Below are 14,789 nucleotides of genomic sequence, written 5' to 3'. Positions count from 1 at the left end.
GGCGGTTGCCGGTCTGGGCGGGGGGAAACTGGGACTTGTTGCCTGAGGCGCAATAGGAGGCTATGCGCACGCGGCGTTCCTTGGTGGAGCCGTATGGCGCGCGGACGTTGACGTCGGGGGTGGTGATAAGGGCCTTGAGATTGTCGAGGTCGGAACTTGAGAGACGGTCGAACTCGTCGTAGTTGACCATGGCAAACTCTGCGCACCGCAGCTGCTCGTCCTTGTCGCTGAAGTTGGTGCCCGACTGGCGGCAGCGGTAGTTCACCAGTTCGTCGGGGATGAGGGCGTCGAGCCAGGTGCTCTTGAAGATGCCCTGCGGACCGATGAGCACAAGCATCTGATGGTTGACTACCTTGGGATTCAGCCACGAGGCCACCATCGACACAAACCACTTGCGGAAGCTGGTTTGCCATAGGGCGATGAGTGAGTCATCCTTGATATCCACCTGCCCCTCGGTGGAGAGAATAGATGTGAAAGGAGTATGCGTGACATGTACCATGGCCGACACTTCGTCGATGTATGACGGAGCATCGATGTCGGTAGTGACCGTTTTTTCAACCTTGTCGAGATAGTCGGTGAGAGGATTGACCTCCGGGATGCAGTTGCTCATCAAGGCAGCACGGAAAGTTTGTACGGTGATGTTTTCGCCGGTTTCGATATTGCAGTTAAGCAGCAGAGAGTTGATGTCGCGGTCGGTCAGGTCGGTCATGTCAGAGCGCTTGAGCTTATGGGTGATGGCGTCGAATTTCAGAGACTGTTGTCTGAGGAAGTCGGCAGCGAGGAGGATCTTCACCTTTCCCTTCCGGTCGTCGCCCTTGCTGCCAGAGCTGTGGGGTAGGGCCTTGCGTCCGTGCATAGGTGCGGCGGTTGTGTAGCATCCTGCCACAAGCGACGGTATCGACTCCTCGCCATATTGAGAGGCATATTCTTGCTTCATGAGCTGTGCGGCGTGATCCTGCTCCATGCCGAAGTCGGAGAGGGTCATGGCAAGGCGCACGAGATAGTTGTTGCGGTTGCCATGGGCGAACTCACCAGTGGAAGACTTGTTGACGCAGTCTTGTGCAAAGGCGAACACTTTCTCGACAGTCCAAGCCGCCGGCCACATCTCTTCGGTGACTGCAGAGCTGTTGGCAATATGGTCTTTCTTGCTGCGCTTTTGGGCGTTGAGTGTCATGTCAACCTTTAATGGCACGGCGTCGGGATTAAACCACGCCTCGGGGTCATGGCAGAAGGAAGAACCATGGTTGGCCTTGCCAACGGCCGGGTCGTAGTCGGCAGGAATGGCGTTGGCGATACGCTCATTGCCTTGTATGAACGCCTGCTGATACACCTGCGGAGTGAGACCGCAGTTTGGTATCTGGTAGAAGTAATAGACATGCAGGCCATGGCCGCTCATGCTCACGTGATACATCACCACAAACGGCAGCTCACGCACACGTCGCTTTGCCTCCTCCATAATGTCAGATGGGATATTGTCGATGTCGCATTGGCAGAGTGTGGTATAGCTCACGAGATGCTCCATTTCCCGTCCGTTCTTGAAGCGAGCTGCAGGCATAAGCATCGGAAACTGCTCAGCCTTTAGCTTCTTGAGTTGCTTAGCAGGCAGGTCAGCCTCGATGGCCTTGCGATAGTTCTCGGTGCGCTGCCGCAGCACCTCATTATTCTTGATCGTGTCGTACACCACAGGTAGAGTGACTTCGTTGTGTGCCAGTGTGCTGATACAACTGGGATACACGTAAAAGATAGTTTTATTCATAAGCGTAAAAAATTATTTGGTGCAAAATTACATAAAGGGAAGAAACTGGACAAATTTCCGTATCAGCGTATAGACTGATATGTTTTTGATGTTTGTTTTATTTGTTTCACATATTTTTGCCATTATTGGCATAGGCATAGAGCGAAAAAACGTGATGCCTATCTTGGTGGAGGAATATGTGCATGGTAGAGCATCAAACACCCCTTCAGGAATGGTTGCAAGAAGCCATCGGGGGATTTCAGGAAATTTTGAAAAGCTGGGGATGCACTACCCTGTCAGCCCTCCACAAGGATGGATGTCTATCTATGGCAACATTGCGCAAACTTGACCCTCAGAATCCTGACCCGACGATTAGTATTGAAACTGTAGTGAGCATGATTGGAAAGCTGATGAATATGGCTCAGCTATTATTTTCAGAAAGTGAACAACCACGAGTCCAGTCTACTCTTGCCTCTGTACTGGCAAGGGTGGTGGCAGCCCATTCACAGTTGACAGCAAACGACAAGGCGAAGGCTTTGGAACGCAGGCGCATAAGATATAAGCATCAGTTCTGTTGACAAAGGCATGTGTATCCTGATAGCAAGTGTTAACCCTTTTGCCCGCCTCTTCCGCAGAGTGGAGCGGAAGAGGGACAGGGGGGAAGGGAGGAAAATTAAAAAATTAAAAGATTAAAAAATTAAAGATTTTAAAAGGCAAGCCTTAAAGAAGGATTAAAAAATTAAAGACAATAAATATACATTAAAAGGTAAAACCTTAAAAAGTAAAAGGGTAAACCCTTAAAGAATAATTAAAGAATTAAAAATTAAAAGCTGAAGCTTAAAGTGTTGCTGATTGATGATTATTGATGATGGGTGATTGATGAAAAGATAGGGGGTATTATGGGAATAAAATAAAATTTCGGGATTTTATTTGGTATTCCGCATAATTTATACTATATTTGCAGCGGATTATTAAAGAAAGGACTAATATGAATACAATAATATCCAAAGAAGAAGCTTTGAGAAGGCTTGTTGCCACAAAGGAATCAAAAAGACAGCGTATAGCGGTTCTTAAGGAAAGAATGAAAGAAAAGTATGTTAATAGCATGGGGGGGTGAATAAACAAAAAGGCTGATTATTCTGTAGAGCGCGATGAAATAACTGGCTCTTATGATTTCACTACAGATTACGGTGTACAGATCTCTATTGACTTTGATGATGATTTTATGATTACCTCAAGTGTGTCATATCAGTTAATCATCGGTAATGCTAATAACAAGAAGTCTCCAAGAGACCATAAATTGCAAACAACTGTAATTGCTATTTTGGAAGAATTCTTTGAAAAAAATCAGGCTGCGTTGCTATATATATGCGAGACTGGAGATGGAAAACAGGGTATACGAAGCAGATTGTTCAGCTATTGGTTTGAGCAGTATGATAATAATTTGCGTTATTCCATACACACAGTCTGTATAAAAGATGAGGAAGGTATTGATAATTTTGCTGCATTGATTATTCGCAATGACAATCCAAATATTGCCGATGCTGTTAATGAATTCATGCAGACTGCATTGGCATTGCAAAGTAAACCGCAGAATAATTGAGTGTAAAGGACCATCAGTCTCTGTACAGGACAGGGGACAGGTCAGTGTCCCGCAGATGATACGGAGGTCCGCAAGCGGACGATGGATGTGATGAATGATGATTGATGAATGATTAATGACTGATGATTTTATGGATAAATATGCAGGTTTTTGATGATTTGTTTGGTGGATTGAAATTAATTGAGTAAATTTGCAGCGAAATATTAATTATATACATGGAATTATTATGGAAGCAACAGTCAATAACATTCAGGTTAATGTCATGACAGTGGCCAATGCTGGTGTTGTGAAGGAAACTACTTATCAGAAGTTGAAAAGGTTGAGCAAAAAGTATAACCTTCAGACCAACGACCCAAAATTTGCGAGAGTTTGAATTTATGCGATATATGCTTGACACTTGTGCCTTTATCGATGCAGTTACAGAACCGGACAATCTAGGGACGGATGTATGTGCATTGATGGAGGACTATGAAAACGAGTTTTGTATCAGTATTGAGACAATTCGTGAGGTCATACTGAAATATAAAAACAAGAAAGTATGGACGAAGGTATGGCCGAATGCTGAAGCTATAGTAGAATCTATATACAATGAAATGCCCTTCATTGTGCTTGACATCAAAAAGGAGCATTTAATGACTTATGCAGGTCTTTTGACGAATGAGATGGAAGGTCATAAAGACCCGTCGGATTGAATGAACAATCCTGATATTTGCTATTATCACACGGTGTGCAAGTACAACTATTGGAACATCATGAAGAATGGTGGCGCTGTGATAGATGCTGCATCAATAGATGGCAGTCTGAAAGAATGGGTTGTAAGCGTCCAAAAGTGGTTTTAGGTAATCCGTGAAAAAGTTTGTACCTTTGCACTGTCAAATTCAATAAACAGTAAAAGGTATGATAAGTAACAGTGATTTAGAGAAGGCTTGGTTTCTTTTCTATGAAGATATGGTTGACAAGAACGGCAAAGTTCATACAAATCACAAATAGGCGGGCTTCTCGGAATGCCCGTCCTATAAGGGTTTTAATCACTTTTGGACGCTTACTCTGAAAAATGGTAATGTGTGAAAAAACACATTTTCCCCAATTTCCTTGGCAGCTTCAGAAATAATGTGTATCTTTGCAGCGTGATTAAATTTAAAATATTTGTTAGACAATGAATACATTAACATATAATAGCCAGTCTCAGTTAATTGTAACTATTGACGATGCGTCATTAGTGAAGAAGATTTCTGATGCTGTTAAATTAATTAAAGGTGTGACTTCGGTTCGTATCTCTAAACCGAATGATCAGATATTACAAAGCGCATCCTATAAAGCGGGCATGGAGGATATAAAGAACGGAAATGTGACATCATATTCCAGTTCTGATGAAATGTTCCGTGATTTAATGAAATAAGTTGTAATGGCAAAATATACTTTGATTGTCACATCAGAATTTAGGAAGACGTTCAAACTGTGTCAGAAACGCGGTTTGGATATGAGTCTTTTAAAGAAGGCAATTGATATATTGGAAATGGAAGGTAAGTTGCCCGACGAGTATCGGCCACATAAGTTAACTAATAAAAAAGGCAATGCGACCTGGGAATGCCATATCAAATCAGATTGGTTGCTTGTGTGGCAACAGAATGACTCCGAGCTTACTTTAGTAATGGTAACAACGGGCACACATTCCGACATGTTCTATAAGAATAAAAGGTGATTTATAGTGACGGGACAGGGGACAGGTGACGGGACAGGGGACAGGTCCGTGTCCCGCCTCCTCATTTTTATAATCATTTGAGATTATACTTTTGGATATTCCTGCGGGACAGTGACCTGTCCGTGTCCCGACTCGGCTAATGACTATAAGAGGGCAATGGATGGCATGTTTTATGAGGATGATATATTGTTTGATGAAGACAGTGACTATAATGACTATATGGCAGACCGATATTACAAGCAAAAAGAATATTTTGGTTCAGACGATTACTGGCTTAATCAGTTTAGAAGTCGATGCTTTGAAGTGAAAAAATTATAAGCTATGACTTATTAACATTATGATTGTTATGGGCAAAATGAATAGTAGTGCAATAGGTGAAGAGTTTGAATTACGTACAAAATTTGTGATTGAAAGTCTTTTAGAAAATAGTGAGTTGAAACTTAAAGTCGAGGGGAAATCAGAATTTTGGATTGTCCCCAAGGATTCACACACTTTCCACCATAAAAAATATAAATATTGTTATGGAGATAAAACAATGCAAGATTTTTATTATAAAGACAAGAATAAGGACTTTGCAATCAGAGGTATTGTGCCTCATAATGATTTCAATTGGCCTCCATTTGATTATTTCAGATTGGGGCATGCAATGAATGTTTCCAATGTTTATGAAGATCTTCTGAAGGTAAAATGTCCCATCCATATTCCTCAAAATACGATTAGGAGGTTTTGTTTGGAGAAAGTAGACGAAATGATTAAAGAGAAGTTGGAGTCAAGTACCCCGAATCCGAAAATCCATGAATTATTGGCTAACGACACACTAACGAAGAAAGAACAAGAAAAACTTCTTGAAGGTATTACTCTATCTGCCACGGATTTGCTTTGGCTAAATAAAGAGTCACAAGATATGGGATATCTATTAGACGTTTATCACGAGGAGAAGTACCCTGACAAGTTTAAAGAGAAGCAACATCCAGCATGCTTTAGAAAGAAAGATAATGGGGATGTGGAGACAGTTGGTAAAACTGATATGACAGATGGTGAAATGCGGGCCATGCTTGAACAGAGAAAGGTAGTACAAGCCAGAATTTATCACAAAGGCTCTACATGGCATTGCTTTTACTTCACCTTTAAAGGCCTATACGGATTAGAATGTGGTAAATTGGGTTCTCAGCCTCATTATCATTACTTGTCTGATAAAAATGGAATATCATGGGACGAATTGACTGACCGTATAAAGAAATGTGATATGCCATCATCCAAAGTTCATATCATAATTAATAAGGATTAAATACTTCGAGAGAAATAGAGACGGGACAGGGGACAGGTCAGTGTCCCGCGGAGGGAACGGAGGTCCGCAAGCGGACGGGGGAGAAGAAGATTGGCAAGAGGGCTTAATCAAGAGATTATTAAACGTACATAATTCATTATGATAAAATCAGAAAAACTTTATATAATTGGTAATGGGTTTGATATACACCATGGGTTACATTGTAGCTTTACTGACTTTAGGTTATGGCTAAAGGAAAACAGACCTGAAGTATATAGCCAATACAAACGGATATACAGTGAAGTGGAAAGTGATCTGTGGAGTGACTTTGAGCAATGTCTTTTCTGTTTCAATTTGGACGATTATCCTTGCGATGTGACAAAGGCTGACTTGGAAGCGTTTAAGGCTGCTCTTTACGAGGCAATAAAGCAATGGGTTAGGTCGATAGGGTTGCCTGATAGCAGTACTATCATTGAAAACATTGATAAGGATGCTATGTTCATTACTTTCAACTATACAAGGACATTGGAGGACGTGTATGGTATTGATGAAGACAGAGTCTTGCACATCCATGGTTCTGTAAAGGATGATAGGATTGTATTTGGTCACGGAAGTTCCAAAAGAGACAGAAGCTGGTATGAAGACTATTCCGATGAATATAAGAATATAATGGAGGAGACTGAGGAGGAGAAACTTATAAGGAAGTCCGACGAATTCATCGATGTATTCAAGAAACCTGTTGCAGAAATAATAAAAAATAATCGCGGCTTCTTCGATGCACTGAGAGGCGTTAAAGAGATGACGATATTGGGATTTTCGTATTCAGATATAGACCTGCCTTATCTTGAAAAAATTGTGGAGATGACAGGGGACGATGTATATGTGATTTTCGGAAATCATACATTCATGGAATTTAATCGTGCCCTCCATGTGGCAGATGAACTTGGTGTGAATGCTCGCTTTGTGGATTTCTGATGTATGCTGAGTAAGAAGTTGCTATAATAGCAGAAAAGAGGATTTATGCAAAGAAAGATTATTAACGCATATCCACGATTCAAGGAGTTCAATGACTTGGCTATGGCGGGCGACAATGTCGCTGCCGTGCGCAAGGGTTTGGACTTTTTACGTTTCGTGGGCAAAGAGTATGAACGGAAGCAGGTGTATGACCATTCCGAATGGGATGGGGATGACTTCTATACTCGGGAGGCTGAAGAGACGCTGGCCAATGTGCTGAGGAATGACAGGACTCCGAAGGAGTGTGTGGAGATGGCACAGAGGGAGATTGCGGAGATTGAGGCAATGGAGGCGTACGATGACTATTGCCTGGCGTTCTTCGACAATGTGCATGAGGCGATTGACTTCCGGTTGGCGAGTGCTGAGCGATATATCGAAGAGATGGACAAGCAGATAGAACGACACTCTAAGGAGTATAAGAAGGACTTGGAGGGAGGTAGTTTTGAATATCTCTGCGCTCTACATAAGTATGATGCTCTCGATGACTTGTTGCAGAAGAAGATAGACTATCTGAGGTCGATGGGAGACGAGAAGGGCATTGAGAGGGTTGTGGAGGAATACCTGTATATGCCGTCCGTGTCGGCTCATTTGATTAACGGATTGATAAACGACGGCAAGGACGAAGAGGCTTTGGCTGCTATTGACAAGATTCTGAAGGAGTTTCGGGTTGATCGGTTTATGGGCTCGGCACAACTGCATCTGAAAAAGGCGTTGTTACTGGAGCGCAAAGGGGATATGAAAGGGGTTGCGGAGGAGTATCGAAGGGTGTTCCGTCAGCATCTGAGCAACAAACGCTTGTACTTCGACAGGATGAAGGAGATTGTTCCTCTTGAGGAATGGGATGACTTTGTGGTCAAGGCATTCGGGGATATTCCTTGCATTACGGATGATGACTGTGAGAAAGTCTGCGACCTGATTGTAGAAGAGAAGAAATACCAATGTCTGCTGAAAATCCTGAAGCAGAATAGTTCTTCGACCCATCGAACGGAGTACTTCAAGCGATATGCCCGATATATGAGTGAGGATGACCAAAGGGCGTATGCTGACTTTGTCATTGATGACCTGCGTTTGAGATTGAGATATGCTGATTCTGGTTCCTATCATTACATCGTGGATGAGATCATGCTGTTGTGTTCTACCTGCGAGGTGGCGAAGAGCATGGGTGTCGATTTTGTGGCAGAGATTATGGTGAAATATGGGAATAGAAGGGCGTTGATGAGAGAACTTACGAGTAAAGATTAGGGATTAGAGGGGAAAGATCATCCCAACAAATATCCCGCTGCCATGAGGACTGTGAAGTCGTGGAAGAAATACCGATTTATCGGTTTCTCTGCCTCGATGAAGGAGGAGATTGACAAGGCGTGGATAGAGCCAGAGGCATGGGAGGACGGCAAGAAGGCAGCATACGCTTATGTGCCATTGTTGGCTACGCTCATGAAGCAAGTGGAGGACGGAGATATGGAGGAGGCGGCAGGCAATGCATTCTATCTGCTGGAACGTCTTGCACGGCTATACAGTAAAGACGTGATGTTGTTTGAGTCAGACAAGGATAATCATTGCTCGTTCTATGAGTTCCTGTTGGAGGCAGTATGCCATATACTGGCGGTGGTGATGAAGGACAAGAGGACGGACAGAGATGTCAGGTCGGCAATGACCTGGCAGTTGGGCAGCATCAATATGCTGTACGGACGGATATTCGAGTCCTCATATACCTCTTTTCAGGACTTGATGAACGGAGATGCAGACGATGACACCTTCGCTTGGGGCTATGAGTACTTGGTGATTGGCCCGAGTGCGTTTGTTACAGAATGATAGAAGTATTCTTTTTCGAAAACTCCCCTTTCCCCTCAGGGGACAGGGGACTTAAAGCCTGGCCGGCTGGGCCTGTACGAGCAAACTAGCTTTCGCCCACAAGGGGTTGCTCGTGAATTACCTACGCAACAGAAAGTTAACTTTGTTGACTCTCGGCTGCGCTCGGCAGAGCATTCAAGCGAGCTTGATGCTTTGCTCTCGCTGGCACGAGAGTTGCGAGTGTTTGACGCACATAGTGCGATTGTTTATGCGCCGAGGGCGCCCATGCGGATGGGTGATGGATGATTATTCGAAGAAATCGGGGGAAATGTTTGATGGAATGAGAAATAATGCGTATCTTTGCAGCGGATTAAATATTAAACAAAGATTATTATGGCAAGACCAATTAGAAATACCCCAATATTAATGGGCTCAGATGCAGATAGGTTCCTTCAGGAAATTAACATACTGCCAACTAAAGAGGAAAGAATTAAAGAGCGTGACCGAATTGAGGCGAGTGCTCAGCAGTTTCTTAATTTAGTGTTGAATATTAAAAAAAGGCAAGAAGCTTGTGAATAGTTCATTACCATTCGAAAGGCTGTCAGATAGTCGCACGCTTCTTCCATTTGATTGTGGTGACGAGGATATTAATGATTTCTTCGTCTCACAAGCTTTGCATTATCAGAATGAATTGTTGGCTGTAACATATTTTCTTGAAGATGGAGAAAACACGGTGTTTTATTTCACTTTATCTAATGACAAGGTTACGGCTTTGGAATTGTCAAAAGGCTTTTGGAGAAAAATTAAAGCTTTATTCCCGCACTCCAAACATCGCAAGGATTATCCTGCTGTTAAGATAGGGCGATTGGGCGTTAGTAAGATATATCAACATACGGGCGACAGTTGGGGGACTAAAATAATAGATTATATCAAGCATTGGATGGTATCAGAAAACAAGACTGGATGCCGATTTATTACTGTAGATGCCTATTGTTCTGCAGTTCCATTCTATTTGAAAAATGGCTTTATGTTCATGGGTACAGACGAAAGGTTAAGGTATGAGTCTGGGACGGCTGCTACCGTCGCTATGTATTATGACTTGAAACATATTTGTTGATGACTTGGTTTCTACCTCACCCGTCCTCTCCTGCTAGGAGAGGTTCCACATCCCCTCCTAAATCCTCCCCTCCTCAGGAGGGAAAGGACTTAAAGCCTGGCCAGCCGGGCCTGTACCAAAAAAATTAAAAAATTGAAGATTAAAAATTAAAGATTATTCGGCTGGGACAGGGGACAGGGAGGAAAATTAAAGGTTAAAAATTAAAAGGTAAACCTTAAAGGGTAAATTAAAGTTCTCTGTGTGATCGGGATGTGACTCCTTCTGGCCAGTAAAGGGGCGTTCTCCTTTTCACAGTGCAAAGTCAGTGCAAACGAGTGCAATATAAGCTTGTTTAATATTGCCGAGTGCAGCCTGGCTTCGCTTTTTTCAAATGCAAAGGTACAACAAATAAAAATAGCAATTGCTCATAACGGCTCATAACTTTGAAGTTATGTTACTGTTCGGGGGGGGGGGTACTATCCCTGTGCCCTTTATGTTAATAATAACTTAAAGAACAGAGAAATATCTACAATTATTTGGCTATTATGAACAAAAGTGCTAATTTTGCATCGAAATAACAATAATAAGATGGCTATAAGCGACATTAAGAAACTTGCAGATTACGCCATACAGAACGAAAATAAAGTGGATAATACTATAATGGAGTATGATTCTGGACGTTCTTCAATGGTATATGCCCGAGGAAATATCCTTCTCGGCAAGAGACGTTATGTTAAAACGCTTAAGGTTGGGAAATTGAGAAAGTTTCTAATGGATTTTCTTTTTTAAACTTACTTTTTAGATGGAATCATTCTTGTATAATAAGCAGAAGAACTTGTACACATTTTACAACGACAGGGTGCGGTGGGTGATTGTGTTCATCGAATTGCGTTACAAGAAATTCCCTGTTCCACTTCTAAATGAGATAAGGGCAGCCCAAGACCATGTTACACGTTGCTATGATCATGATAAATCAGAGAATCGTGAATATGTAGAATCTCAGATTGAGATGGCACAAGGTCATTATATGCGTTGTCTTCTTGATGGCTATAAGTATATATGGTATCATTTTGGTGCAGACATCAAGAGAAAGTACATGCTGGCACGTCTGTTTGGAAAACTATCAGATATCAATAATGGTGAGTTCGTTGCTGAAATGCAGAATTATTTTCGCCAGTCAAAGAAAGATAACGAACAGGCACGTCTTTTGGAAACAAAGGACAAAGAAAAGTCTATTGACCTTTATGAGAGATCTATAGGTGGATTGATCAAACTTGATGAACTTTACGAAGACAATGAGAGTGCAATTAGATGGTCTGTCCGCAAGGGTTTGGCAATGAAAGCTATCTATTACCTCGGTTGGATAATAGCACTTGGATTCACTATTGCCCGTTATTGGGATACATTAATTCAATATTTCAATTAATGTGGATTCACTTCAGTATGAAGTCCACTGTCCATACTCTCCATAAGATATACGCATTTTCGTTAGGCAGCGGGCGGGACGCCCACGCTCCCAGAGGCTAACGCAAGAGGAATGCAGAACGGGACAGGTCCGTGTCCCGCAGAGGATACGGAGGTCCGCAAGCGGACTGTTTTGGGGAAACAGCAATTATTCACACGTTGTAAATTTAAAGAGGAGTTCATCAAGCTAAAGCAAGTGCCATAAATGACCAGCAATTAAAAGAAAATAATTATATTTCAACAGATGGAGGTCCGCAGGTGGAATGTTTTGATGAACGCGAATTATCGGGAATGAAACGTGAATTAAAGTAAATTGGTCCGCAAGCGGAAGATAGAGGGGAACATGTTTTGATTACTGATGAAAGATTACTGATTATTCGCAAGCTCATCAAGCTAAAGCAAGTGTTTGATGATTGATTACTTTCGATGAAGTATTAATGATTAGCGGTAAGTTGATTGATTTACCTACATTCATACGCCTAACCAATCTTCAAATTCTGCCTTTTCCTGTTCGTTGAGCATGACGTGTCCTTCGGGACGTTCCTTGCTCAGCTTGGCATATAGGCGTGCGTCCTCGTAATTGTCTGCTATATCGGAAAGCAAATGTTCAATATAGTTCTTAAGTAAACTCAACTTCCTTAACTTCTTAGAGTTGAGCATATGCGAAAGTTGAGTTAAAGAATTAAAGATTAAAAATTAAAAGGGGAAGAAAAATTAAAGATTAAAAATTAAAAGGATAAACCTTAAAAAAGATATTAAAAGCTGAAGCTTAAAGTGTTGTTGACTGATGAACTGATTAATGATAATAGATTATGGAAGAATGTATTGAGAAAGTGCTTGATACGAGGGGCGCTTGGAGGTGCGTGCGGTTTGCATCGGGGAATGTGGGGGTGGTGAACACACAGGGAGAGACGAAACTGGTGGTGGGACCGTTCCAAAAGTTGAACTTTGCCGAAAACGGATTTCTGAGGGTTTTTAACCGAGTGAGCAGCGAGAGGAGAGACCCAAGCTCGCTTGGCTATGCCGAGTGCAGCCGATATTCAACGAAGTTAATCGAGAATGAGGAAGGCAAAGCCAACGAGAGGGAGTTCTTCATCGACATGAAGAATGGAGAGCTTTATACCCAGATGCCGGAGTTCGTACACTTCGGGGACTTTGAGATTGCGGTCATCGGCGGTTACTTGTGTACAAGAACCAGGAAACTGTATGAGGTGAGGGCTGTTCCCGCCGAGGCTTGGCATGGGAAGTATGGGCTGTATTTGGCTTTGCCCTATAACGGGGAGCCGGAGGAAAAAATCAAGAAGAGGATGATATATGACCTCTCCCGGTATGAGGTTTGCCTGCTGAATGGCGACGAGAGCGGAGTCTATTGGAAAATGCAGGTGTTTGAGGACTACACGCTGTTGGTGATGGACGACGAGGGGAACTATTACCATGTGAAAAGGAGTACAAGGTCGAAAAAGGCCGTGAAGGTGTATCTGGGAGTTGCGGGGAACGAGGCGGAAAGGGCAATGCTCCTCCGTGACGTGCGTGAGATAGAGGGACAGGTGGCTGAGCGGCTGAAGAAGGAGGCTGCAAAGGCGAAACGCGAGGCGGAGAAGGAGCGTGAACGGCAAATGGCAACGCTCGTGTCAGCTGAACCGTTCCGGATAGGCAACAAATGGGGACTGAGGAGCAAGGGGCGCATTGTGGTGCCGCCCATCTATCGCAGCGTGAAATATCCCGTAGGACGCTACTGTGCCATGGAAACATATCCACACATCTGGGGTGTGATAGCCGTGGATGGAAAGGTTGAGGTGGAGGCAAAATATGAGGATGTGGTGATTCATACGGACGGTACGGTGGATTTGACGGTAAGAGCGGGGAAAGTGATTTCCAAGAAATTAGGAACTGGAAATGAGTAATGAGAAATTAGGAATCGCTGAGATATTTGACACTCGGGAGGACGGACTGAAGTGCGTGCGCTTCGAGTCGGGAGAGGTCGGTGTGGTGGACGTACACGGCAAGGTACTCTTTGCAAAGCGCAATTTCAAGCATGCGACGTTTGCTGCCCATGACTTTGTGAAACTGAGAAGCAGCAGGCCGGTAGTGATGAACAATCCTGAGTTGCGATATATGCTCCGTGACGAGGATTGTTCGTGCATCCATATCTTCTATGTTGACTTGAAGTCGGGGCAGCTGTTCGGCAGTATGCCCAAGCTGCACCGGTATGGAGATTTTGAGGTGGCCTTTTTACGTGACTATCTGTTCACCCGGACGAAGAACTGCTATAGTGTTGAGACCGATCCCTCGTTTGTCAGGTCCGCCAAGAACGGGCTGTATCTGATTCTTTCCTTTTGTGACACTCCGGAAGGGGATGTGCTCAGAAAGATGATATATAGGTTGCGGGATAATCGGAAGTGTCAAATAAAGGGTGATGATGTCGGGACCTATTGGTTGATGGTGGAGTATGAAGACGAGTCGGTGGTGGTGATGGATGACGAGGGTACATATTACTATGTGCGGTTGGAAAAAAAGACGGGCAAGGCGGTATGGAGTGAACTGGGCAATGGTGGCAATTTGATGGAGCGAAGCCTGATTCACATGAGCATTGAAGACATCAGGATTGAGGTGAGAACGAGGATGAAACAAGAGAAGGAAGAAGCAACGAAGGCCGCTGAACGGCAGAGGAGCAGGGTGATAAAGGCGTTGTCATCCGTCGTACCTTTTCAGATTGGTGGAAAATGGGGGTTGAAACAGAACGGGCGCATTGTTGTTCCTGCCACCTATCGCACTATACAGGCACCCGTGGGGAAGTACTGTGCAGTGGAGAAATACCCTGGCATTTGGGGCGTGATAGCCGTGGATGGCAAGGTGGAGATAGAGGCAAAATATGAAGGTGTGGAGATACGGCCTGACGGAACTGTGGAGCTGACGGTGGGGAAAGGAAAAATTAAAAAATTAAAGATTAAAAAATTAAAATTTTAAAAGGCAAGCCTTAAAGAAGGAAGATTAAAAAATTAAAGGGTTAAAGGGGTAAAGGGTTAAAAAATTAAAGATTAAAGATTAAAAGATTAAAGATTAAAAGATTAAAGATTTTAAAGATTAAAGACTCAACTTTCTGAAGTTATTTTAAAC

The 14,789-nt window shown here is 43.2% G+C and carries 20 protein-coding genes; 18 read left to right on the top strand and 2 right to left on the bottom strand.

What is annotated here, in order from left to right; genetic code table 11:
* Nucleotides 1-1,756: BT4734/BF3469 family protein (locus CIK98_RS15310; RefSeq protein ID WP_094385772.1), on the bottom strand; the 1,756-nt coding region annotated here is incomplete at its 3' end.
* A gap of 182 nt (nucleotides 1,757-1,938) precedes the next feature.
* Here CIK98_RS15310 and CIK98_RS15305 point away from each other — a divergent pair.
* The 16 genes from CIK98_RS15305 to CIK98_RS15245 all read left to right on the top strand — a co-directional run bounded on the left by CIK98_RS15305 (nucleotide 1,939) and on the right by CIK98_RS15245 (nucleotide 11,634).
* Nucleotides 1,939-2,313 carry a hypothetical protein gene (locus tag CIK98_RS15305; protein ID WP_094385770.1) on the top strand — a complete coding sequence of 125 codons (375 nt, stop codon included), beginning with the start codon at nucleotides 1,939-1,941 and terminating at the stop codon, nucleotides 2,311-2,313.
* Nucleotides 2,314-2,723: 410 nt separating this feature from the next.
* Complete coding sequence (locus tag CIK98_RS18980) at nucleotides 2,724-2,852, top strand: hypothetical protein (protein WP_256387787.1); 129 nt, start codon at nucleotides 2,724-2,726, stop codon at nucleotides 2,850-2,852.
* A 108-nt stretch (nucleotides 2,853-2,960) separates the two neighbouring features.
* Nucleotides 2,961-3,338, top strand: a complete 378-nt coding sequence (locus CIK98_RS15300) for a DUF6169 family protein (protein WP_094385768.1) — start codon at nucleotides 2,961-2,963, stop codon at nucleotides 3,336-3,338.
* A 226-nt stretch (nucleotides 3,339-3,564) separates the two neighbouring features.
* The gene (locus tag CIK98_RS18370) at nucleotides 3,565-3,711 is read left to right on the top strand and encodes a hypothetical protein (protein ID WP_172409987.1); all 147 of its coding nucleotides are present in this window, start codon (nucleotides 3,565-3,567) and stop codon (nucleotides 3,709-3,711) included.
* 13 nt (nucleotides 3,712-3,724) lie between these two features.
* Nucleotides 3,725-4,030 (top strand): type II toxin-antitoxin system VapC family toxin, encoded by a 306-nt coding sequence (locus tag CIK98_RS15295; RefSeq protein WP_094385766.1) that lies wholly within the window; start codon nucleotides 3,725-3,727, stop codon nucleotides 4,028-4,030.
* Nucleotides 4,031-4,177, top strand: coding sequence for a hypothetical protein (locus CIK98_RS18365; protein ID WP_172409986.1), 147 nt, complete (start codon nucleotides 4,031-4,033; stop codon nucleotides 4,175-4,177). It begins immediately after the preceding gene.
* Between the two features lie 317 nt (nucleotides 4,178-4,494).
* Nucleotides 4,495-4,737, top strand: coding sequence for a hypothetical protein (locus tag CIK98_RS15290; protein ID WP_094385764.1), 243 nt, complete (start codon nucleotides 4,495-4,497; stop codon nucleotides 4,735-4,737).
* A 6-nt stretch (nucleotides 4,738-4,743) separates the two neighbouring features.
* Nucleotides 4,744-5,040 carry a type II toxin-antitoxin system YafQ family toxin gene (locus CIK98_RS15285; RefSeq protein WP_094385762.1) on the top strand — a complete coding sequence of 99 codons (297 nt, stop codon included), beginning with the start codon at nucleotides 4,744-4,746 and terminating at the stop codon, nucleotides 5,038-5,040.
* Nucleotides 5,041-5,386: 346 nt separating this feature from the next.
* Entirely contained in the window at nucleotides 5,387-6,328 is a 942-nt protein-coding gene (locus tag CIK98_RS15280) for a hypothetical protein (RefSeq protein ID WP_141210565.1), read from the top strand.
* A gap of 138 nt (nucleotides 6,329-6,466) precedes the next feature.
* Nucleotides 6,467-7,282: a bacteriophage abortive infection AbiH family protein gene (locus CIK98_RS15275; protein ID WP_094385759.1), complete on the top strand. Its 816-nt coding sequence runs from the start codon at nucleotides 6,467-6,469 to the stop codon at nucleotides 7,280-7,282.
* Between the two features lie 45 nt (nucleotides 7,283-7,327).
* Nucleotides 7,328-8,563, top strand: coding sequence for a hypothetical protein (locus CIK98_RS15270; protein WP_094385757.1), 1,236 nt, complete (start codon nucleotides 7,328-7,330; stop codon nucleotides 8,561-8,563).
* A 42-nt stretch (nucleotides 8,564-8,605) separates the two neighbouring features.
* Nucleotides 8,606-9,133, top strand: a complete 528-nt coding sequence (locus CIK98_RS15265) for a hypothetical protein (RefSeq protein ID WP_141210564.1) — start codon at nucleotides 8,606-8,608, stop codon at nucleotides 9,131-9,133.
* Nucleotides 9,134-9,505: 372 nt separating this feature from the next.
* Nucleotides 9,506-9,691: a hypothetical protein gene (locus CIK98_RS15260; protein ID WP_094385753.1), complete on the top strand. Its 186-nt coding sequence runs from the start codon at nucleotides 9,506-9,508 to the stop codon at nucleotides 9,689-9,691.
* On the top strand, nucleotides 9,684-10,229 hold the full coding sequence (locus tag CIK98_RS15255; protein WP_141210563.1) for a GNAT family N-acetyltransferase: 546 nt from the start codon (nucleotides 9,684-9,686) through the stop codon (nucleotides 10,227-10,229). The genes CIK98_RS15260 and CIK98_RS15255 overlap by 8 nt, the downstream gene beginning before the upstream one ends.
* A gap of 567 nt (nucleotides 10,230-10,796) precedes the next feature.
* Entirely contained in the window at nucleotides 10,797-10,997 is a 201-nt protein-coding gene (locus CIK98_RS15250) for a hypothetical protein (RefSeq protein WP_094385749.1), read from the top strand.
* A 13-nt stretch (nucleotides 10,998-11,010) separates the two neighbouring features.
* Nucleotides 11,011-11,634 carry a hypothetical protein gene (locus CIK98_RS15245; protein WP_094385747.1) on the top strand — a complete coding sequence of 208 codons (624 nt, stop codon included), beginning with the start codon at nucleotides 11,011-11,013 and terminating at the stop codon, nucleotides 11,632-11,634.
* 509 nt (nucleotides 11,635-12,143) lie between these two features.
* Here CIK98_RS15245 and CIK98_RS18360 read toward each other — a convergent pair.
* The gene (locus tag CIK98_RS18360; RefSeq protein WP_172409985.1) at nucleotides 12,144-12,305 is read right to left on the bottom strand and encodes a hypothetical protein; all 162 of its coding nucleotides are present in this window, start codon (nucleotides 12,303-12,305) and stop codon (nucleotides 12,144-12,146) included.
* A 179-nt stretch (nucleotides 12,306-12,484) separates the two neighbouring features.
* Here CIK98_RS18360 and CIK98_RS15235 point away from each other — a divergent pair, with 179 nt between their 5' ends.
* Together CIK98_RS15235 and CIK98_RS15230 are read left to right on the top strand one after the other, a co-directional pair.
* The gene (locus tag CIK98_RS15235) at nucleotides 12,485-13,576 is read left to right on the top strand and encodes a hypothetical protein (protein WP_094385743.1); all 1,092 of its coding nucleotides are present in this window, start codon (nucleotides 12,485-12,487) and stop codon (nucleotides 13,574-13,576) included.
* Complete coding sequence (locus tag CIK98_RS15230) at nucleotides 13,569-14,639, top strand: hypothetical protein (protein ID WP_094385741.1); 1,071 nt, start codon at nucleotides 13,569-13,571, stop codon at nucleotides 14,637-14,639. Before CIK98_RS15235 ends, CIK98_RS15230 begins: the two co-directional genes overlap by 8 nt.
* Nucleotides 14,640-14,789 lie beyond the last annotated feature (150 nt).

It is taken from the genome of Prevotella sp. P2-180, assembly GCF_002251435.1.
Taxonomy (GTDB): domain Bacteria; phylum Bacteroidota; class Bacteroidia; order Bacteroidales; family Bacteroidaceae; genus Prevotella.
The sequence above is the reverse complement of the archived record's forward strand: the minus strand, read 5'-3'. Positions and strand labels throughout refer to the sequence as shown.